The 19,345-nt window shown below is 45.0% G+C and carries 21 protein-coding genes, 2 tRNA genes and 1 pseudogene; 8 read left to right on the top strand and 16 right to left on the bottom strand.

Features of this window, described 5'->3' with window-relative positions:
- Positions 1-227 precede the first annotated feature (227 nt).
- The gene (locus tag NFR99_RS05275) at positions 228-755 is read left to right on the top strand and encodes a CarD family transcriptional regulator (protein ID WP_120483689.1); all 528 of its coding nucleotides are present in this window, start codon (positions 228-230) and stop codon (positions 753-755) included.
- On the opposite strand, the gene NFR99_RS05270 is transcribed toward NFR99_RS05275, so the two are convergent.
- Complete coding sequence (locus tag NFR99_RS05270; protein ID WP_120483690.1) at positions 728-1,549, bottom strand: polysaccharide deacetylase family protein; 822 nt, start codon at positions 1,547-1,549, stop codon at positions 728-730. The two genes, NFR99_RS05275 and NFR99_RS05270, sit on opposite strands and share 28 nt — an antisense overlap.
- Before the next feature lie 135 nt (positions 1,550-1,684).
- Between NFR99_RS05270 and NFR99_RS05265 the strand changes: the two genes are divergently transcribed.
- Positions 1,685-1,757, top strand: a tRNA-Thr gene (locus NFR99_RS05265).
- A 464-nt stretch (positions 1,758-2,221) separates the two neighbouring features.
- Here the strand turns inward: NFR99_RS05265 and rhuM (NFR99_RS15670) are convergent.
- From rhuM (NFR99_RS15670) to rhuM (NFR99_RS15660), 3 genes are read right to left on the bottom strand one after another with little or no spacing between them, the layout of a single operon-like run.
- Complete coding sequence (gene rhuM / locus NFR99_RS15670; protein WP_330642117.1) at positions 2,222-2,425, bottom strand: RhuM family protein; 204 nt, start codon at positions 2,423-2,425, stop codon at positions 2,222-2,224.
- Positions 2,400-2,696: a RhuM family protein gene (rhuM, locus tag NFR99_RS15665; RefSeq protein WP_330642107.1), complete on the bottom strand. Its 297-nt coding sequence runs from the start codon at positions 2,694-2,696 to the stop codon at positions 2,400-2,402. The genes rhuM (NFR99_RS15670) and rhuM (NFR99_RS15665) overlap by 26 nt, the downstream gene beginning before the upstream one ends.
- Positions 2,656-2,787 (bottom strand): RhuM family protein, encoded by a 132-nt coding sequence (rhuM, locus tag NFR99_RS15660; protein WP_330642116.1) that lies wholly within the window; start codon positions 2,785-2,787, stop codon positions 2,656-2,658. Before rhuM (NFR99_RS15660) ends, rhuM (NFR99_RS15665) begins: the two co-directional genes overlap by 41 nt.
- A gap of 164 nt (positions 2,788-2,951) precedes the next feature.
- Here rhuM (NFR99_RS15660) and NFR99_RS05255 point away from each other — a divergent pair, with 164 nt between their 5' ends.
- The 6 genes from NFR99_RS05255 to NFR99_RS05230 all read left to right on the top strand — a co-directional run bounded on the left by NFR99_RS05255 (position 2,952) and on the right by NFR99_RS05230 (position 9,132).
- A complete protein-coding gene (locus tag NFR99_RS05255; RefSeq protein WP_251353088.1) occupies positions 2,952-3,326 on the top strand; it encodes a TnpV protein in 375 nt (124 codons plus the stop codon).
- A gap of 156 nt (positions 3,327-3,482) precedes the next feature.
- Positions 3,483-3,965, top strand: coding sequence for a helix-turn-helix domain-containing protein (locus NFR99_RS05250; RefSeq protein ID WP_120483692.1), 483 nt, complete (start codon positions 3,483-3,485; stop codon positions 3,963-3,965).
- A 125-nt stretch (positions 3,966-4,090) separates the two neighbouring features.
- Positions 4,091-6,478 carry an ABC transporter permease gene (locus tag NFR99_RS05245; protein WP_251353086.1) on the top strand — a complete coding sequence of 796 codons (2,388 nt, stop codon included), beginning with the start codon at positions 4,091-4,093 and terminating at the stop codon, positions 6,476-6,478.
- A gap of 18 nt (positions 6,479-6,496) precedes the next feature.
- Entirely contained in the window at positions 6,497-7,255 is a 759-nt protein-coding gene (locus NFR99_RS05240) for an ABC transporter ATP-binding protein (protein ID WP_251353085.1), read from the top strand.
- 1 nt (position 7,256) lies between these two features.
- Positions 7,257-7,922: a response regulator transcription factor gene (locus tag NFR99_RS05235; protein ID WP_251353083.1), complete on the top strand. Its 666-nt coding sequence runs from the start codon at positions 7,257-7,259 to the stop codon at positions 7,920-7,922.
- Complete coding sequence (locus NFR99_RS05230) at positions 7,909-9,132, top strand: sensor histidine kinase (protein ID WP_135976871.1); 1,224 nt, start codon at positions 7,909-7,911, stop codon at positions 9,130-9,132. The genes NFR99_RS05235 and NFR99_RS05230 overlap by 14 nt, the downstream gene beginning before the upstream one ends.
- Positions 9,133-9,530: 398 nt before the next feature.
- On the opposite strand, the gene NFR99_RS05225 is transcribed toward NFR99_RS05230, so the two are convergent.
- The 12 genes and pseudogenes from NFR99_RS05225 to pfkB all read right to left on the bottom strand — a co-directional run bounded on the left by NFR99_RS05225 (position 9,531) and on the right by pfkB (position 19,090).
- Positions 9,531-10,913: a DUF4367 domain-containing protein gene (locus tag NFR99_RS05225; protein WP_251353081.1), complete on the bottom strand. Its 1,383-nt coding sequence runs from the start codon at positions 10,911-10,913 to the stop codon at positions 9,531-9,533.
- A complete protein-coding gene (locus tag NFR99_RS05220; protein WP_135976872.1) occupies positions 10,900-11,433 on the bottom strand; it encodes an RNA polymerase sigma factor in 534 nt (177 codons plus the stop codon). Before NFR99_RS05220 ends, NFR99_RS05225 begins: the two co-directional genes overlap by 14 nt.
- Positions 11,396-11,566 (bottom strand): hypothetical protein, encoded by a 171-nt coding sequence (locus NFR99_RS05215; RefSeq protein WP_251353079.1) that lies wholly within the window; start codon positions 11,564-11,566, stop codon positions 11,396-11,398. The genes NFR99_RS05220 and NFR99_RS05215 overlap by 38 nt, the downstream gene beginning before the upstream one ends.
- Before the next feature lie 316 nt (positions 11,567-11,882).
- Positions 11,883-11,956: transfer RNA gene (locus NFR99_RS05210), tRNA-Pro, on the bottom strand.
- Between the two features lie 113 nt (positions 11,957-12,069).
- Positions 12,070-13,359 carry a fibronectin type III domain-containing protein gene (locus NFR99_RS05205; RefSeq protein ID WP_120483699.1) on the bottom strand — a complete coding sequence of 430 codons (1,290 nt, stop codon included), beginning with the start codon at positions 13,357-13,359 and terminating at the stop codon, positions 12,070-12,072.
- 38 nt (positions 13,360-13,397) lie between these two features.
- Positions 13,398-13,919: a dCTP deaminase/dUTPase family protein gene (locus NFR99_RS05200; RefSeq protein ID WP_251353077.1), complete on the bottom strand. Its 522-nt coding sequence runs from the start codon at positions 13,917-13,919 to the stop codon at positions 13,398-13,400.
- A 55-nt stretch (positions 13,920-13,974) separates the two neighbouring features.
- On the bottom strand, positions 13,975-14,466 hold the full coding sequence (gene nrdG / locus NFR99_RS05195; protein ID WP_120483708.1) for an anaerobic ribonucleoside-triphosphate reductase activating protein: 492 nt from the start codon (positions 14,464-14,466) through the stop codon (positions 13,975-13,977).
- A 310-nt stretch (positions 14,467-14,776) separates the two neighbouring features.
- A pseudogene (locus NFR99_RS15655) lies at positions 14,777-14,864 on the bottom strand (YdeI/OmpD-associated family protein); the annotation flags it as partial.
- A 141-nt stretch (positions 14,865-15,005) separates the two neighbouring features.
- Complete coding sequence (locus NFR99_RS05190; protein ID WP_120483700.1) at positions 15,006-15,263, bottom strand: HPr family phosphocarrier protein; 258 nt, start codon at positions 15,261-15,263, stop codon at positions 15,006-15,008.
- 154 nt (positions 15,264-15,417) lie between these two features.
- Positions 15,418-16,161, bottom strand: a complete 744-nt coding sequence (locus tag NFR99_RS05185) for a DeoR/GlpR family DNA-binding transcription regulator (RefSeq protein WP_251353075.1) — start codon at positions 16,159-16,161, stop codon at positions 15,418-15,420.
- A gap of 89 nt (positions 16,162-16,250) precedes the next feature.
- Positions 16,251-18,164: a PTS fructose transporter subunit IIABC gene (locus tag NFR99_RS05180; protein ID WP_251353073.1), complete on the bottom strand. Its 1,914-nt coding sequence runs from the start codon at positions 18,162-18,164 to the stop codon at positions 16,251-16,253.
- Between the two features lie 14 nt (positions 18,165-18,178).
- A complete protein-coding gene (gene pfkB, locus NFR99_RS05175; RefSeq protein ID WP_251353071.1) occupies positions 18,179-19,090 on the bottom strand; it encodes a 1-phosphofructokinase in 912 nt (303 codons plus the stop codon).
- Positions 19,091-19,345: the final 255 nt, after the last annotated feature.

The raw sequence follows: 19,345 nt of genomic DNA, 5'->3' as shown, positions 1-19,345 counted from the left end.
ACCACATGGAAATGCCCCATGTGTACAAAAATCTTTTTTCCCATTTAATAGATGTCTGAACTGTAAAATAAAATTTATTTTTTCCAAAAAAACACTGACATTTTTATCAACAATGTGATATGCTTAGAATATATAAAAAATGCAATTGTCCGGAACTTAACAAATCTATACAGAGCCTTCCTGGTTTTAAAGTACATTACCGGACATCTGCTTAAGGAGGGATAAATATGTTTCATGTAGGAGAATTTGTTGTCTATGGCTCACAGGGCGTATGCAAAGTAACTGACGTGGGATGCCTGAACTTACCAGGCGCTCCCGATGACCGTCTCTATTATACGCTGGAGCCGTGCCACATACTAGGTGGGAAAGTTTTCACTCCGGTAGACAACCAGAAAGCGATTATCCGCCCGGTTATCAGCAAAGACGAAGCTATAGCGCTGATTGACGATATGACAGATATCGAGACACTGTGGGTTCCCGATGAAAGAAAACGAGAATCTTATTACAAAGATGCCCTCAGGAAATGTGACTGCCTGGAGCTGGTCAAAATCATAAAAACCACGTACCTCAGAAAACAATCCAGGGTGGCTGCCGGAAAAAAAGTGACTACAGGGGATGAAAAATATCTCCATCTCGCTGAATCAAACCTCTATGGAGAGCTTGCCGTCGCCCTGGATATGGAACAGGAACAGGTAAAGCAGTTCATCATAGACCGCATAAAAGACACTCAGGAAGCTGATGCGGAAATTAGCTGATCTAGAGACTTAAATGAGTATCCCATTTCTTCCCATTTTGTCAGAAGTTCATCAAGAATCTGTCCATTTGTGCTTGAAGTATTATGTAGGAGGACGATCGCTCCCGGATGGATGCGTCCAAGAAGTTTCTCAAAAGCTTCTTCCCGGCTCGGCTGTTTGTCCTGATACCAATCCACATAGGCAAGGCTCCAGAAAAAGGTATGGTATCCCAAATCTTTTGCCATCTGTAGATTATCTGTACTGTATTTCCCCTGTGGGGGCCGATAGTATTTAATCATGTCCTTACCCGTGAGTTCCCTGTAAATCGACTCCACATCCTGAAGTTCTTTTGAAAATGTATCCAGTGTGGAAATTTTTGACATGTCTGGATGATGGTATGTATGGTTACCGACCGTATGTCCCTCTTCTGCCATCCGCTTTACCATGTCAGGCGAATCCCGTATAAAAGTTCCTACCACAAAAAATGTGGCGGGTACGTTATGTTTTTTCAGCGCATCCAGTATCAGGGGCGTATTGCCGTTTTCATAGCCGCAGTCAAAGGTGAGGTAGAGCACTTTCTCTTCCGTATCCTCGGCATAGTAGGCGTCATACTGCTCCAGTTCTTGGACAGATGCATTTGCTATGGGCGGCTGTCCTTCCTCCTGAAAGCTCAAGCCCCAGTTGTCTGCTTCAGGCTGCACCCTGGAACTCGCTGCAGGTGAAAAGCGGCTTGCCGCCAGCCGTCCGGCAAAAAACGCCAGCAGGAAAATCAGGGCAATTTTCGTTAGTCCGAGAAGTTTTTGTTTATTAACCATAGAAAAATCTCCAGATTTTTTTCCTTACAGTATATTATCTCCGACTAAAAAACATGTATAAAAAAAAGTACTTGCAAAATGCCGTAAAAAAAGATATAATAATCCAGTCAGCAGTTACATGGTACTGCAGGACAGGCTGAAATAGCTCAGTTGGTAGAGCACTTCACTCGTAATGAAGGGGTCGAGGGTTCAAGTCCCTTTTTCAGCTTTTTAAAAAGTCTTGGTTTTCAAGGCTTTTTTCATTTTCTGCATAGTGAAAGCCGCCCATTGTGCCAATTGGTTGGCACGGGCGGCAGTTACTTTTTCCCTTGGCTGCCCCGCTGCATGGCAGCCGATAAATGGCATACGGCAGCGGGCAGAGAAGGGAACGGATATTGAAGAATATTGAATCCAAACGCTATATTGACGGACAGCTTAAGCTTTGCACAGGTCTTCTCTGACCTGCGTACTCGATTTGGGTACTCAGCTTATCTTCATCATTCCCGCTGCGGGAAATTTTCCCCTGAGTGGATGCACACTGTTAGATATCCAGTCCGGCGAAGTTGATACAGAATCCCGGATAAATAGTAAACAGGTCAACGGCTATTTTTAGGCCTAGCTGATAGCACTGTTTCCATGCACTCGACCTTATTATACCGGAAAATTCAGCATCAAAAGGTAGAAGCAATCATTCTACTTCTTCGCATTCTCTTCCAATTCCAGCATGTACTTATCAAAATCGGACATGAACAATCTGTCCTGAACTACACGATATTTTTCAAACTCAGTTTCAGCTTTTGCCTTGGCACTCTCTGCTGTGATTTTGCCTGCATCTTGCAAAACTTCTCTGTCATCTGCCATAAGGAACAAATTAAGTCGCTTCGCCCAATCTTCCATTGTCATAGGGATATGGCGCTCTGCACGATCTTCTGCCAAATCCAGATATGCAGACGATACGCTCTAACGAACGCATTTCCGGTGCTGCTGCCCATGTGGTCAGTCCCATATGCGGCTTATCTGCATCCGCACGCTCGTAAATCAACTCTGCTGCCGTATGTCCGCGCACCGCATAGTGCATCTTGTTCTGTACCTTTGCAAAGAACTGCTTTGTTGTTTTTGCAGTTCGGTCATAAATTTGCCCACTTGCGAAACTGTACAGCTCGCTCATTGTTCACCTTAAATCCAACAGCAATAATCATTTGAAGATTATAATGCTTCGTATCACGAGTAACCTGACGTGAGCCTTCCGTCTGAACTATTCGAAAATTCCGAATAGTTGCCGCCTCTTCTAATTCACTGTCTACATAAATTTTTTAATATGCTCATTTATGAGTGAAACCAGATAAGGAGAAAACTAAAAATTGTGTTTAAGACAACAGACACCATAATGTGGAGTGAATATCTTATTTGGAGGAAATAGAAAATGACAAAATCATTATTTGAGGAACTGGGCGGCAGATACGAAAGGAAAGGCGATTATTTAATACCGTGTTTGACTGTACCCGCCAAAGAAGAACAGCCCATAGGCATATGGGGACAGCGGCATTTGGATTATCTGAAGCAGTACCGAAAGGTTACATATACCAATCTTCTTACAATCGGCAGGCAGGGCGCTTATCTTGCCGACATTGACAGGCAGGCGCAGGAACACTTTGAAAGGCTCATAGAGGGCATGAAACAGGCACAGGGTATCACAGAACAGCTAAAGGCAGAAAACGCCTTAGAATGGACAGGAAGAATGAATAACATAAGGGCGTGTGCTAGGGAGATTGTATATGATGAAATTATTTACACATAGACAGCAAGGCGACAGAGGGGAAAAGCTCTGTCGCTTTTCTTTCGGGAAGCATCTGAATTTAATAGTGATTTTTTTCAGAATATATTGACATGGCAGTAATGAGTTACTATGCTATTCGGCAGGAACTTGTTACTACTAAATACGAAGGAAAAATAGATGAAAATGGACGAACTCTTTGAAGAATATGACTGTAATACCGAACACAGAGTACAAGCGATATTTTCATGTATCTTTATACTACAAAATTGCATGCAGACAGCGGGTGAAAAACTTCAAACGGAAATATCCCTAAAGCAATGGTTATTACCTGCAATAACAGCTTGCTGCCCAGAGCCACGAACATTAACAAATATCGGAAATCTTATGGGCTGTTCCAGACAGAATATAAAAAAATTAGCTTTAACTCTTGAAAAGAAAGGATTTGTCCGTTTGCTATTAGAGGGAAATAATTCTGTCCGTATTGAGCTAACCGATAAAGTAGGTCAATATGCCGAAGAAATAGGAGAACGCCATTCACAGTTTTTGAAGTTGCTATTTACAGATTTCAACAAGGACGAAATAGATTTGCTTTTCCGTCTTTATGTAAAATTATTTGCTGGCATAGGGCGGGGAGAAAAATATGCGGAGAAATTAGGCTAATAAACATTGGTAATGGGTAAATGATTTTCATCATCACGCATAATTTGATTGCCGCAAACCGATTTAAGGATTATTTAATAACTTCTATGCTACAATCGAATCACAAAGCGAAAGGAGCAACGGAAATGTATTTACAAATACTGAAAAAAGACCTTAAGCGCAAAAGGGCGATGAACGTGATACTACTAGTATTTATTATACTCGCGTCGATGTTCATGTCCTCCGGCGTGAGTAACATCATCACCGTGACGACTGCGCTGGACAGCTATTTTGAAATGGCGGACGTGCCCGATTATTTCGCATTTAGCGAAAACAAATCCTCCGACCAGGATATTTGCGGGACACTTGAAAACGCCTCTGCGATAGACGAGTTCCGTATCGAGGAGTTTGTCTCGATGTCCCAGTCCAATATTACGCGAGTCGGCGAACCGCTTAACGCTTCCAACCTCAGTCAGAAATTAGTATTACAGAGCGACAGAGATATGGGGATAAATTATTTTCTGGACGACGAAAGTATTCTTAAAAGCGTGCCGAAAGGGGAAATTTACGCTACCCGTTTCATAGAGAAAAACATGGGACTTAAGGTAGGCGACAAAATTACTGTCGAAATAGAGGGCGTAAGCCGCGAATTTACCTTTGCGGGTAGTTTCAGGGACGCTGTCTGCGGCACGGAATTGATGGGCATTAAAAGGTTTATCCTGAACGGCGAGGACTTTGACGAATATATGTCCGATGAGACGATAAAAAATACGTATGGCGGAAAATTCTTATACATACACACCGCCGACCTTGACAGAACCCTGTCCCAGATCGCGGATCTATCCGATGGCTTTACCTTTTCGGGCGATGCGGAGATGGTGGATCAAGCCTATATTTTTGATATGATAATCATGAGTTTTATCCTTGCAATAAGCCTTATTCTCATAATCATATCCTTTGCGGTGCTGCGGTTCACCATAGCCTTTACCATCTCCGAGGAGTTCCGCGAGATAGGCGTTATGAAAGCAATGGGCATACGCAACATAAAAATTCGGGGACTGTACCTTACAAAATACGCCGCTATTTCCATTGTCGGCGCAGCACTCGGCCTGATACTTAGCTACCCGTTTGGGAAAATGCTTATCAATCGTTCCACGGAGTTTATTATAATAGACAGCGGCAGTAACGCTTTTGTCAATATCGGCTGCGCGGTTCTGGTAGCGGCTGTCATTCTCCTGTTCTGTCTCGGCTGCACGGGTAGGGTGAGTAAAATGTCCCCGATCGATGCTGTAAGAAACGGGCAGACGGGGGAACGCTTCCGCAAAAAGAGCGTTATGAGCCTTGGAAGATCGCGGCTTGGCACGACGGCTTTCCTTGCCGCAAACGATATTGTAAGCAGTCCCAAACGCTACGCTGTCATTACCTTTACGTTTTTTCTGTGTATGTCGCTGCTGATCATGCTTTCCAATGTCACGGCATCTCTTAAAAGCGGAAAGCTGCTGAAATATTTTGGGATGGCGGACTGCCACGCCGTTACGGACATTGGCGACGAAGCTATGAAATTTATGGCTGAGGACGGACATGAAAGGGTTGAAAAATATCTTGAGGACATGGAGCAGACCCTTGCGGAAAACGGTATGCCCGCGGAATGTATGACGGAATATTATATTTATACGATGATAAGATACGGCGAATATGAAAGCAAGACAGCTATACTTCAGGGTACGGGAACAACAATGGATATGTACGAATATTTAGAGGGTACTCCTCCCCAAAACAGCGGCGAAATTGCAGTGACGACCCTTTTGGCAAAACAGCTTAAGGCGGAAATAGGCGATACCGTTACCTTGTCCTACCCAACAGGTGAAACGGCGGAGTTCATCATAACCGCTCTGTATCAGTCAATGGTCAATCAGGGCATATCCGTAAGGGTTCATACCGACTGCGATATCAACTATATCGCAGCAAGCGGCTCCCCCGGTACACAGATAAAATTTACCGACGGCCCCGACGATAAGGAAGTATTAAGCAGAATTGAAAAGATCAAGGAGCTTTATCCTAAGTTTTCAAGCGTTAAAACAGCGGGCGAAACCGTAAAGGACAACACCGGAGTCGGCGACGCCATAGACGCGGTTAAAAAAATGTCCGCCGTCCTTACGGTAATTTTAGCCGCACTTATAACCGTGCTTATGGAGCGTTCCTTTATCGCAAAGGAGCAGGCGGAGATCGCCCTTTTGAAAGCCATCGGCATTAGGAACGCCAAAATATACGGACAGTACACGTTAAAATTTTTCATTGCGGCAGCGGCGGCTGTACTTCTTGCGGAGTTTTTGGGTATGCCCCTTACAAAGCTTTTCTTCGACCCTATTTTCGGGACGATGGGGCTTGAAATGGGCGTAGAATATATGCAAAACCCTGTGGAGATATACGCAGTATTCCCCGTTATCGTCCTTACCGCCACAGCCGTAAGCGCGTTTTTGACCTCTCTATACACAAGAAAAATCAAATCCTCCGATACGGCAAGCATTAAATAATGAAAGGAAGAATCAATTATGAATATTCTCGAAGTAAAAGACCTCTGCAAAACGTATATCGTAAACAAGCGGCAGAACAACGTATTGAAAAACGTAAATTTCACGATTGGCGAGGGAGAAATGGTCGCCGTTATGGGTCCGTCAGGCTCTGGAAAATCCACGCTGCTGTACGCAGTTTCGGGCATGGATAATTTTACCGCAGGAGAAGTGAGTTTCTGTGGGAAAAATATCGCAGGGATAGGAGAAAAAGAACTTGCAGACCTGCGCCTTGACGAAATGGGTTTTATCTTTCAGCAAATGTATATGCTGAAAAACCTCACCATATTGGATAATATCATACTTCCTGCAACGCAATCCAAAAAACAGCGTGAACCCCGCAGGGAAACGGCGCGGCGCGGCCAGGATTTCATGCGCAGACTCGGCATTATCGACATTGCCGACAACGACATCAACGAGGTTTCGGGCGGTCAGCTTCAGCGGGCATGTATCTGCCGCAGTATGATAAACGACCCGAAAATGATTTTTGCCGACGAGCCGACAGGGGCTTTGAACCGCGCTTCCTCCGACGAGGTAATGGAAGAGCTTGTAAAATTAAATTCTGAGGGAACAACAATCATGCTCGTTACTCACGATGTTAAGGTCGCGGCAAAATGTACAAGGGTCATGTACATTGTTGACGGAAACATAAAGGGAGAGTACGACTTAAGCGACTGTTCCACGCAGATAAGAGAACGGGAGCGCGCATTGAATAACTGGCTTCTGGAATTAGGGTGGTAATATGGATATTCTCATTGTTGAGGACAACAAGGAGCTTGCCGACCTGCTGTGTGATTTTCTCCGTGCGGAAAATTATACGGTATCGGCGGTTCAAACAGCCGAAAAAGCCTTGCTGCTGTACGAAAGATACGGCGCAAGGCTTGTCGTGCTTGACATCATGCTGCCCGATAAGGACGGATTTTATGTTCTGGAAAAAATTCGCAGGTCGAGCAACACGCCCGTATTGATTGTAAGTGCGAAAACGGAAAAGGATGACAAGCTGAACGGACTGAATCTCGGCGCAGACGATTATATAGAAAAGCCATATGATATTGATATTATGCTCGCAAAAATAAGCGGGATTTTTAAGCGACGATACGCTCTTGACGAAATTACTGACGGCAATATACGCATAAATAAGGCGAGCCGTGCCGTTTACAAAAACGAAAAAGAACTCGAAATGACCGCGAAGGAATTTGAGCTGCTCCTGCTTTTGATGGAGAATAAGGGCAGGGCTTTGAGCAAGGAATACATTTTTGAACAGGTCTGGGGCAGCGACAGCTTTTCAGAACAACAGACACTGACGGTACACATAAAATGGCTGCGGCAGAAAATAGAGGACGCCCCTAAAAATCCTAAAAAAATAGTGACTGTATGGGGGGTGGGTTATAAATATGAAAGCGTTTAACAGATTTTTTTCGGCAGTTACAGTTGCTATAATCCTATTGTTTGCTGTCGTGAATATGATTCTTGCTGCCGACAAAACCGATGGGAGCAGGCAATATCGGGTGGAGATAAGCCGTCTTGCCCGTGAAATAGAAGCAAATGGTTCTGCCTACATTTCCGAATGTGAGTATGTAACAAATATTGAGCGATACGGAGAAAAATTTTACAGCACGGACAGCGACTATGTTATCTGTGAAATAAACGGAGAACTTTATCGTTTTGATTACAATACAAACAGCTACTCCGAAAAAACGCAGCTTACAGGAATTGTAAATGCCGTTCTCGTTGTTATGGCGATTTTAATCATAACGGTTTTACTTTATATAAAATTCGCAATTCTTATGCCCTTTGAACGTCTGAGCGGTATCCCTTACGAGCTTTCAAAGGGTAATCTCGCCGCGCCGATAAAGGAAACGAAAAACCGTTTTTTCGGAAAATTTCTTTGGGGGATCGATATTCTCCGTGAAAATATAGAACAGCAAAAGCAGCGCGAACTGGAAATGCAGAAAGAAAAGAAAACACTGCTGCTATCGCTCTCGCACGATATTAAAACGCCGCTTTCCGCTATAAAATTGTACTCGGCAGCACTGTCGAAAAATTTGTATTTGGACGCGGAAAAGCAGCACAAAATCGCTGAAAACATCAACGAAAAAGCGGACGAGATCGAGGGCTATGTTTCACAGATTATAACGGCTTCAAGAGAAGATTTCTTCAGCCTTGAAGTGAACATGGGCGAGTTTTATCTTTCGGAACTTGTTGAAAAAATCGCGGGATATTACAGGGAAAAACTGGCGCTTATCAAAACAGATTTTATTATTGGAAAATATAAAAACTGTCTGCTATCGGGGGATTTGAGCAGGAGCGTTGAAGTGATGCAAAACATTATTGAAAATGCCCTCAAATACGGCGATGGCAGACGTGTGGAATTGATTTTCCCCAAAGACGACGAATGCGTCCAAATTGCAATCATGAATGGCGGTTGTACGCTTGAGAAGGACGATTTGCCACATATTTTCGAGAGCTTTTGGCGCGGAGCAAATGCGGGAAACATTGGCGGCAACGGGCTGGGGCTTTACATTTGCAGACAGCTCATGCGCAAGATGAATGGCGAAATTTTTGCGAAGATCGACGATGACATCATCACTGTCACCACAGTTTTCGCAAGAGCGTAAATGCTATTCCTATGTCGGGATTGTGGACATCCCAACGGACGAGGAAATGCGGGAAATGGAACAGGAATATATGCAGCGTACCACACGTCAAACCGCCTGAATATAGGCGTGGCAGGAGAAAATCTATGCTCCTGCCAGTACATATCTATTTTTATCCCTATCTGGTTTAACCCATAATTAATTATACTATAGATTGCGGACTCTTCGGAGCCCGTTTTCTGTTTTTGGGGTATAAAAATGGAGCTGCTGCTCCAGTAGATTATTCATCTACTTTTGCAACAGCCCCTTTCATTTTCTGCATAATGGAAGCCGCCCATTTTTGAGCGGCTTTTTCTGATTTGACTACCGAAAGGCTGCCAGACTTTCATCTGACCGCCTTTCTCATTACTTCCATTCCCCTATTTCACGCTTATATCCACAAAGAAATCATATTCATGTTCATCTAAGCTGTTAAAGTTCAGATACATATTGCCTGTCATATCCTCGTCTACCACATAAAGCACCGTATATTCCAGTGTCTCCCCCGGCTGTATATCACGGTAGAAGAAATGGTTTCTGTTCTCTCCGGTATGCTGCGGCTTATCTACCCAGACCGGAGAAGCCTCTGACTGTATCAGGCCATGATCCCGATCCACTGCCTCTGTGTAGAAATCAGGATATTTGTAAGTACCGTCAGCCTGTGCTTCCATCCGGCTCAGCCTGCCCGCGCCCATCCAATAATCTACCGTTTTCTGTGACTGGTTTTCCGCTTTAAACTTCACCTCAAGAATTTTCTGTCCTGTTGTCTCCCGTGAGACTTCCTCCATACTTTCCTGAGCGCAAGTCATTCTCTCATAAGCCTTCAATGTCCCGTCCTCATTTACCCAATAGGACATCTCTCCGTCATAATCAAAGAAATTCTCTTTTGCATAGCCTTCTACAGAATCTACCAAGCGCGCACTCACAACTGTCGTCTCCACGCCGCTGTGAATCTTGTTCTGGAATACCTCTCCAATCTGAGCCACCTGATCTGCGCCTGCTCCTTTTGCCCGGGCTGCTTTCTGCCGTGCTTCATACTCTTCTTTAGCTGCATCCTCTTTCGCTTTCAGTTCCTTATCTACATATTCCAGCGGCTGGCTCTCGTCTACTGTTACATCCAGATTGTCTGCCACCTTCTTCAGCTCATCCATAGGAATATCATTTCCGCCGTACACAACCACGATATAGCCATCTGTCGGATTAAACAGATAAATCCTCTTATCAAATCCATACTGAGTTCTGCTGCTATCAAAATCCAGTGTGAGCACATGGGCTTCCATATTTGCCAGTGTAGTTTTTTCCAAATCTTTCAGATTCTCCACCTGTAGGAACTCTGCTTCTGCATTCAGCCATGCCGCATTGACCTCACATATGGAAATCCCGTTTTTGTGCTCCCCATCCTTATCGTATTTTCCCTCTCCATACTCTGTATACCCCTCCGGGATATATCCCGGAACTGCTTTCACCTCACAGGGAGTCAGTTCATAATTCATCTGAAAATCATAGGAAAGTTTGTTCTCCTGCTCTACTGTTTGTTTTGTAAAAAATCCGTTTGCTGCAAGCACTCCCAGAGAAGTCACTGCAAGCATAGCTGCAGCCGTTCCCACCAGAAGCCATTTCCTGTAGGAACGTGTTCTTGCCGGCCAGTATTCCTGCCCGCTCAGGCTACTGTACGCACCGTATACTTTATCATTCACTTCCTCTGGAAGTACCAAATCCTGCCTCAAAATCCGTTTCATTTCTTTTTCGCTATATCCTTTCATACGTTCTGCCCCCTACGATAATATTTTCACCTTGATATTCCTTTGCAAAACTCCTTCTCGCCCGTACAAGCCGCGTTTTTACAGTATGCTCATTCAACTCCAGAAGCTCTGCAATCTCCCGGGTATTAAACCCCTCCACATAGTAAAGAATCAATAGCGTCCGGTACTTTTCATCCATCGATTTCAGAAGCTCCATAAACTCCAGATTCTCCTGTTCCATATCTCTTCCCTCTGCTTCGGGCAGTTCATCCATCAGGCAAAGTTCCCTGTTCTTTCTAAGAATATCCTTACATTCATTAATCAGAATCCGTATCATCCATGTTTTGAAATACTGCGGCTCACGCAGCGTTGCCAATTTTTCATAACAAATAAGTATCGTATTCTGCATAGCATCTGCTACATCCTCTTCATGGTGCAGATAAGACTTTGCCACTTTGTACATCCCCTGCTTATTCATCTCCATTAGCTGCACAAAGGCTGCTTCATTCTTTTTCTGCGCCTTTACCACCAAATACCTCAACCGGAAAACACCCCCTTCCTATTTTGTTTTTCCTTACACCTATTAGACGGTATACATTCGAAAAAGGATTCACGAAAAACAAATTTTTATCAAAACCCACGGAACCGCCAACAACCTTTGCTTTCTTTTTCAATTCATTCTGCAGGATACCCGGCCTCTGTTATATATTTACGATTTCCTACATGTACCAGCTGTTTTCACCCATCTTTCCCAAATCATTACTTAAATGAATTTCATTTTCTTCAGACACAATACGGTCAATTTCACAGAGGAATGAAATCTTCAAAATGCAGTGGTAATTGAACTGGTTCATAATATAATCTTAAGTAGTAACCGCTCTCCATTTTTTGCAGAAAAAAGAGGGCAATCCCTTAAGTCACTTCATGACTTTTGAGACACCCTCTTCCTATGCTTCTATAGCATTCACTGCTATTCTAATCATATAAAAATCGGAGTGACAAGATTTGAACTTGCGACCTCTCGGCCCCCAGCCGAGCGCGCTACCAAGCTACGCCACACTCCGATGCAAATAATTATATCAAAATCTCCGTCAAATAGCAAGTGAAATTTTGTAGGATTACAAATGCGGAAAGAGGAGCTGATGCTCCCCTCTCGAATATCTTCTATTATTATTTTCTAATTTACGCATATTTCCTGTTCCGTTTCCGGCTCTAGCCACCATTCCGGCTGCTCTTCCGTTTTCACCTGAGACTGCATTTCCAGCACCTTCTGCGTTTCAGGCTGCGACGGCGTCTCAGGCTGTGTTTCAGGCGGCATTTCAGGTTCCGGCACTGGCAACGGCTCCGGCTCCTCTTTCAGCGGTCCCAGCAAATCATTAAGAACCTGCTCCGCCGTCATTTTCTGATAACCGTCCGGGTCTGTCATAATCGATTTTCCGCTTACATTCCAGCGCATTTGACAGAAATGGCTCAGATACTTTTCGTCTCTCAGCCGATGGCTGAACTTTTCACTCCACTTTGGAAAATACTGCTCCATATATTTCTGCGCCAGTTCTGCTGCCTCGCTTTTCGTCCTTCCATCCGGCGCCACCGTTCCTGACAGCTGAACTCCCTGGCTTGAGGATGAATGCAGCGCTACTACGCTGCCGTCTTTACACTCACCAATCACAATCCAGACATGTCCGCAGTCACTACAAGCGCTGCTCATGATATCTCCAGGCTTGTAATCCTTCACACTTGCCCGCTTGATATATTTCCCCCAGCCCCTGGAAGCATAATTCCGCGCCATATCTTTTGCCGACATCACATAGCCATTATTTCCGCTTTTGGTATTCATGATATTATAAATCGTCCAGCCCACATACCCTGAGCAGTCCAGCCCGTCATGCCGTTGATACTGCGTATTGATATAGTTATAATCCTTTGTCTGGGCATTAAAAAATCTTGTCCATTTCTTGCTCACACCCATACTCCGAGCCTCTGTGCTTCCTCCCAGGCCGTCGGTGCTCCAACCGCCTCCCCACACATAAACTACTTTTCCCAAAGGCTGTATTGCTGACTTCAGGTATTTCTTAATCGTAGATACCTTTTTCGTCTTCTGCTTCTTTGTCCGTAACTGAAGCCTTTTACTATACTTGCTGTAATAAGTTTCCCCTCCAATTTTCCGATAAGCCTTCACTTTAAAACGGTACAGCGTCCCTTCCGGCAAGCCTGACATACTATGATAGTTTTTTCTCGTTGACTTTACTCTGATGTACTGTCCCGCTGTACTGCTGTAACGGTACACCACATATCCCCTTGCCTTCGGCACTTTCTTCCAGGTAAGTTTTATATAATTTTTGTCATAATCCGCTTTCAGCCCTGTCGGAGCCTTGACCTTTGCCGCCAAAACCGGCTGGCCTATACAAATGGCAGCAAAAAATACCAAAACAAATAAAAACCCCGTTTTCTTTCGTCTCTTACGCATACTCCCATTCCTCCTCTTAATGATAAGGCACAGCACTTCTATCCCCGAGCAGCAGTCGTACTCCCCAAACCGCCATTACGGATATCTGTCACCTCATCATCCACTGTAATCCCATATTCCACAAAAATCCCCTGCATAAAACCCGTTCCCTTTTTCACGCACACTGTCTTGTTTTCATTCGTGTCATTTGTAAGCTTTACAAAAATATGGCCTTCATTATCTGAATAAAAATAATCGCTGTCAATAATACCCACCGTATTATTAAGCTGAAGGCGGAATTTGAATCCCAGTCCACTCCTCGGGTAACATTTCAACACCCAGTCTTCTTCCATCTCCACCCGGATTCCTGTAGGTATCTTTATCGTTCTTCCAGGTGCCAGCACAAAATCTGACGGGGCAAAAAAATCATACCCTGCCGAACCGACAGTCGCCCGACGCGGGAGCTTAATTTCTTCATAAATCTTCCCGGCTTCTTCTCTATTAGAATCCGGAAACTCTCCCAACCACCCTTCTGCAAACTGCTCAAAACTGACTTTGTAGAATTTTGCAATCCGTTTCATCTTTTCCCCTTTCTGTTGCCGGGTCTGGAAATCTATTTCCAGACTTACTCTCCCATTAATCACAATATAGCACTGCTTCGCCTTTTGCCAAAGACTTTTGCACATCTATCACCCTTTGGTTTGCGCTTCCTCTCCAATAAAGCTGCGTATTTCTTCTGTCTCTTTCATACTCGCCATCCACCATAACATCCAGGTACTTCACCAGGGGATACTTATTTTCTTTTTCCCAGAGTCCTCCTGTATACAGCCAGATGGTCTTATCCGGAAATTTTTCCTTTACTTCCCTTACCAAGCCTTCTACATCCAAGCGGTTTCCCGGATACAGCGGGTCTCCCCCGCTAAGCGTCAGCCCGGAAACATAACTTTTCTCCAGCTCGTCAAATATCTCCTGCTTCGCCTTCCTGCCAAAATGCAGCCCTCCATTAGGATCCCAGGTAACCGGGTTATGGCAGTCCTTGCAGCAATGGCTGCATCCGGCCACCCACAAAACCACCCGCAGGCCATCCCCATTCAGCATATCGTCCTTCGTTATATTATGATACCTCATTTCTATCTGTCCTTTCAGCATGAAAACTCAATCCCTATATTTAGTATTTAACCGCAGGGATAGCACATGATATTGTAGTGCCGTTTCTTATCTTATCATCTTCCATTTGCCCCGTCAACCCAGAACAGATAAATATTCAGGGAAGACTGCAGAATTCTCTCCGCGGCCGCTCCGGCAGGGTATGATGCATAAAGATTTCCCATACTAAAGTTGTCATTTGCTCTGTGCCAGGTATTATATCAAGCATGATAGCCTCCTCTATAACTTCTGATTGTAAATGTATCTTATGCCAATAAATCACACTTAACTTTTACATTGGTTTTAGATTTTTATTGAGCCTGTCCACCATCCAGGCAATCCGTTTTTTCGCACCCGGCTTCAGTCTTTGCGTCAAAATATCCATTTCTCCCAAAATGAAATAAATTTTTATACTTCTTGTTTCTCAAAACGGTACATGAAGCGTTCAACCAACTTAACAAAAAAAGAAGGCCGCTTTCCCGGCAGCCCTCCCTTTCCTATTCTTTTCAAAAATCCGCTTCTTATAAGTTTGCTTTGAAGAATGCTTCCATCTCTGCACATGCTGTATCTTCATCATCGCCGGATACTTCCACTGTCACTTCTTCACCGCATTTTACGCCTAATCCCATCAGAGCCATCAGCCTGGATGCGTCTGCTTTTTTCTCGCCTTTTACAATCATAATCGTTGAAGCGTATTTTTTCGCCTCCTTCACCAAAATCCCTGCCGGTCTTGCATGGATTCCAACTTCATCTGTGATTACGTAATTAAATGATTTCATGTCTTTCTCTCCTTTTCCTTATGTTTTCGATATCTCGGTATTTGGGAAATAGTATAGTTTCCCCTTATGTTCTGTATTATACATTGCCGGACAGGCAATTTCAAGACCCATTTGCCAGCTTTGGAAGGAAATGGACATCTGTGCCCTACTATTTTCATGGACAAACTACGATTCCCTCCACATCCCGGAATTCTTCCGGGCACTCATCCGTAAGAATAGTTTTCCCTGAAAGCCTGGCAAATGTTACCGGACTCACCACATGGAATTTCGTGTGATCACAGAGGACATAGGATTTCCGGCACTGCCCTGCCGCAGTCTTTTTCACAAGAGCCTCGTTTACATCCGGCGTTGTAAACCCGGCAGACCTGCTCACCCCGTTCGCCCCAAAAAATCCCACTGTAAAATGATAGTCATGCAGCATCAGAGCTGCCGTCGTTCCTACGACCGCTTCTGTAGATCCTTTCAGCGTCCCTCCCACCAGAAGCACATGAATTCCCCTGGCGGCAAGCCTCTGGGCATGGGATACCGCATTTGTCACGAACGTAGCGCCTGTTTCTTCCAGAAAATCCAGTATATAGCCCGTAGTCGTCCCTGCATCCAGATAGACAAAATCTTCCCCGCGAATCAGCCTGGCGGCATACCGGGCAATCCGCATCTTCTCTTCCCGGCAGACTTCCTCTTTCTGAGCCACGGTGGGCTCCCTGGACAGCACATTGTTCTCCACTGCCACCGCTCCCCCAAATACCTTCACCAGCTTTCCGGCCCTGTCCAATACTGTGATATCCCGCCTTGCTGTAGATTCTGAAATATCTAAAAGTTCCGTCAGCTCACTCACCATAATGCCGCGCTTTTCTTCCAGAAACTTTAAAATCATCTCCTGCCTTTGTTCTGATAACATCCTTTTCTCCTTCTAATGCTGCAAAATGCCAAAGAATCCAGCCCCCGCCACAAACGGTTTACAGGCTGGAATCCCTGGATATTTATGTTTTACGCCGCTTCTCTTTTCAATACCCCAAGCAATAAGGCAGATACTGCAGTTCCTGCTGCCAGCGCCACCACATACATCGGTGCATTTCCTACTACCGGGAACACAAAGATTCCACCGTGAGGCGCCATCAATGTACAGTTAAACAGCATAGACAGTGCACCCGCAATTCCTGAACCTGCAATACAAGCCGGAAGCACACGGAGCGGATCAGATGCTGCAAACGGAATCGCCCCTTCTGTAATAAATGCCAGCCCCATGATAAAGTTTGCCGGTCCTGACTCTCTTTCCTCTTTTGTGAACTTCTTCTTAAAGAGAATCGTCGCAAGTGCAATCGCGCACGGCGGGGTCATTCCTCCAATCATCACGGCTGCCATGATATCATAGTTCCCTGCCGCAATCGCTGCAGCGCCAAATACATAAGCTGCTTTGTTGAACGGACCTCCCATGTCAACTGCCATCATTGCGCCCAAAATCAATCCTAAAACTACTTTACTTGAACTTCCCATCCCTGTCAATCCATTATTTAAAGCCGTATTAATACCGCCCATGACAGGCTCAACCACAAATGCCATCAAAAGTCCCATAAGCAGAATACCGACTAGCGGATAAATCAGCACCGGAGCAATTTTCTCAAGAAATTCCGGCAGATTGTCACAAACTTTACGGAGCAAAATAATTATATATCCCGCTGCAAAACCTGCCACAAGCGCGCCCAGAAATCCGGATTTCCCATTTGCCGCAATCATTCCTCCCACAAACCCAAGCGCCAGCGCCGGCCTGTCTCCGACTGCTATCGCGATAAATCCGGCAAGCACCGGAAGCATGAACCCAAACGCCACGCCGCCCAGATTTTTAAACCATGCAGCCAACGGCGTAATTGTACCGAAATTTCCTCTCTCTGCTACATCCAACGCATTCATATCCACATTCAGGCTGTCAATCAGAAATGCGATTGCAATCAGGATACCGCCTCCCACAACAAACGGAAGCATATGGGACACTCCATTCATTAACTGTGTATAAATCTGATGCCCGATACCGCCGCTTTTTTTTGCTGCCTGCGGCGATGCAGACGTTTTCGAAGCACTGTGATAAACAGGTGCATTTCCTGAAATGGCGCGCTCAAGAAGTTCTCCTGCTTTACTGATTCCATCAGAAACCTGGCACTCAATCACTTTTTTCCCGTCAAAACGTTCCATCGGAACCTGTGCGTCTGCCGCTACGATAATACAGGCCGCTTCTTCTATGTCCTTTGCTGTGAGAACATTCTTCGCACCCCCGGAACCGCGCGTCTCTATTTTCACATAACAGTTCTTTTCCTTTGCGGCCTTTTCAAGCCCTTCTGCCGCCATATAGGTATGGGCAATGCCCGTCGGGCAGGAAGTAACCGCTAAAATCTTCACCTGCGAATCGTCTGCTGTCCCCGTATCCGCAAGACGCTCGTCAATACTTGCTGTTTCTGCATCTGCCTTATCAATGATTTCCAGAAATTCCTCGGGTGTCCCCGCGTTCCGAAGCGCTGCCTGGAACTCTTCATCCATCATCATCACAGACAACTTACTCAACATATCCAGGTGCACATTATCCTTCGTGTTCGGCGCCGCAATCAGGAAAATCAGTGTAACCGGCTCCCCGTCCAGAGCATCAAAATCCACCCCGCCTTTCACAACCATCGCCGCCAGCCCTGGTTTTTCTACCGCATCACAGCGCCCATGAGGAATTGCAATCCCCTCACCAATTCCAGTTGTCCCCTCTTCCTCCCTCGCATATACCTGTCTGCGGTATGCTTCTTCATCCTTAATCTTTCCGCTTTTCAGCATGAGAGCAATCATCTGATCCAGCGCTTCCTTTTTATCCTTCGGCCTTCCCCCAATCTCTATGCTCCTCTTATCCATCAGTTCCGCAATTCTCATATCCTGTTCCCTCCTTATTTATCTGTCATCTGCACATATATATGCTTAATCTCTTCCCGCGTCGCTAGCCGTTCCGAAAATGCACTCGCACTCCCCGCGGAAACTCCCATGTAAAATGCATGCCTAAAATCCTGTTTCTCCATCCATCCTGCCAAAAATCCTGCCACCATAGAATCCCCTGCGCCCACTCCATTTACCAGCGTTCCCTCCGGCGCAGGAGTTTCATATACTGTCCCGTCCTGTGCCGCCAGCACTGCTCCTTCCCCAGCCATAGACACCAGCACATTCTGTGCGCCCATTTCCTGAAGCTTTCTTGCATACGAAACCACAGACTTCCTGTCCCAAAGTTCCACCTGAAAGATTTCTCCCAGCTCATGGTTATTGGGCTTCACCAGAAACGGACGGTACTCCAACACATTCAGCAGCAGATCCTTTGTCGCATCCACCACAGCCGTTACGCCTCTGCCCTGCAGCCGCTTCAGAATCCGTCGATAAATATCATCTGGCATAGAGCTTGGAATACTCCCTGCAAGCACAAGCACATCCTCTTCTCCCAGTACTTCCAGCTTCTCCATCAGCTCTGCCACCGCCGCTTCGCTGATTTCAGGACCGCAGCCGTTAATCTCTGTCCCGTCAATAGACTTCAATTTCAAGTTGATTCTCGAAATGCCATCCGGCACCATGATGAAATCCGAACGGATTCCCATATGTTCCACTTGACGAATAATCTCTTCGCCCGTAAATCCCGCCGCAAATCCCAGAGCGGTATTTTCAATTCCGAGATTCCCCAGCACTGTCGAAACATTAATTCCCTTACCTCCCGGCAACATCAGCTCCGAACTCGTCCGGTTCGTTATCCCCAGTTTAAAATCCTCCACCGAAACGATATAATCCAGTGACGGATTGAACGTGACTGTATAAATCATTTCATTTCCTCCTGTCTTATTTGTAATTGTATTATATAATCAAATTCATTCAAAGTCAATCATACTATTCCACAATTTTCTTGATTTCAACTTGTGCACTCTGCATAATTTTGATTTATTTTGATTGTTTTTGATTTATTTTTATATGTCCAAAAATTTATTATTTTTTAATATCCTAACTCAAACTTCCCACACCGATTGGTGTGCTGAACCTTGAAAAATCAATACTTTAGTCTATAAAAAAGGCACAAACCT

Origin of the sequence: Hominisplanchenecus murintestinalis, from assembly GCF_943193015.1 — a bacterium.
Classification (GTDB): domain Bacteria; phylum Bacillota; class Clostridia; order Lachnospirales; family Lachnospiraceae; genus Hominisplanchenecus_A; species Hominisplanchenecus_A murintestinalis.
This window is presented reverse-complemented; position numbering and strand designations above follow the sequence as displayed.

Excerpts from the sequence above, each read along its gene's own strand:
- NFR99_RS05240 (WP_251353085.1), top strand. The coding sequence starts at position 6,497 with ATGAATATTCTCGAAGTAAAAGACCTCTGCAAAACGTATATCGTAAAC.
- NFR99_RS05185 (WP_251353075.1), bottom strand. The coding sequence starts at position 16,161 with ATGTTATCAGAACAAAGGCAGGAGATGATTTTAAAGTTTCTGGAAGAA.
- rhuM (WP_330642107.1), bottom strand. The coding sequence starts at position 2,696 with ATGAGCGAGCTGTACAGTTTCGCAAGTGGGCAAATTTATGACCGAACT.
- NFR99_RS05200 (WP_251353077.1), bottom strand. The coding sequence starts at position 13,919 with ATGAAACGGATTGCAAAATTCTACAAAGTCAGTTTTGAGCAGTTTGCA.
- pfkB (WP_251353071.1), bottom strand. The coding sequence starts at position 19,090 with ATGATTTATACAGTCACGTTCAATCCGTCACTGGATTATATCGTTTCG.
- NFR99_RS05270 (WP_120483690.1), bottom strand. The coding sequence starts at position 1,549 with ATGGTTAATAAACAAAAACTTCTCGGACTAACGAAAATTGCCCTGATT.
- NFR99_RS05250 (WP_120483692.1), top strand. The coding sequence starts at position 3,483 with ATGAAAATGGACGAACTCTTTGAAGAATATGACTGTAATACCGAACAC.
- NFR99_RS05235 (WP_251353083.1), top strand. The coding sequence starts at position 7,257 with ATGGATATTCTCATTGTTGAGGACAACAAGGAGCTTGCCGACCTGCTG.
- NFR99_RS05245 (WP_251353086.1), top strand. The coding sequence starts at position 4,091 with ATGTATTTACAAATACTGAAAAAAGACCTTAAGCGCAAAAGGGCGATG.
- NFR99_RS05255 (WP_251353088.1), top strand. The coding sequence starts at position 2,952 with ATGACAAAATCATTATTTGAGGAACTGGGCGGCAGATACGAAAGGAAA.
- NFR99_RS05230 (WP_135976871.1), top strand. The coding sequence starts at position 7,909 with ATGAAAGCGTTTAACAGATTTTTTTCGGCAGTTACAGTTGCTATAATC.
- nrdG (WP_120483708.1), bottom strand. The coding sequence starts at position 14,466 with ATGAGGTATCATAATATAACGAAGGACGATATGCTGAATGGGGATGGC.
- NFR99_RS05275 (WP_120483689.1), top strand. The coding sequence starts at position 228 with ATGTTTCATGTAGGAGAATTTGTTGTCTATGGCTCACAGGGCGTATGC.
- NFR99_RS05180 (WP_251353073.1), bottom strand. The coding sequence starts at position 18,164 with ATGAGAATTGCGGAACTGATGGATAAGAGGAGCATAGAGATTGGGGGA.
- NFR99_RS05205 (WP_120483699.1), bottom strand. The coding sequence starts at position 13,359 with ATGCGTAAGAGACGAAAGAAAACGGGGTTTTTATTTGTTTTGGTATTT.
- NFR99_RS05190 (WP_120483700.1), bottom strand. The coding sequence starts at position 15,263 with ATGAAATCATTTAATTACGTAATCACAGATGAAGTTGGAATCCATGCA.
- NFR99_RS05225 (WP_251353081.1), bottom strand. The coding sequence starts at position 10,913 with ATGAAAGGATATAGCGAAAAAGAAATGAAACGGATTTTGAGGCAGGAT.
- rhuM (WP_330642117.1), bottom strand. The coding sequence starts at position 2,425 with ATGGAAGATTGGGCGAAGCGACTTAATTTGTTCCTTATGGCAGATGAC.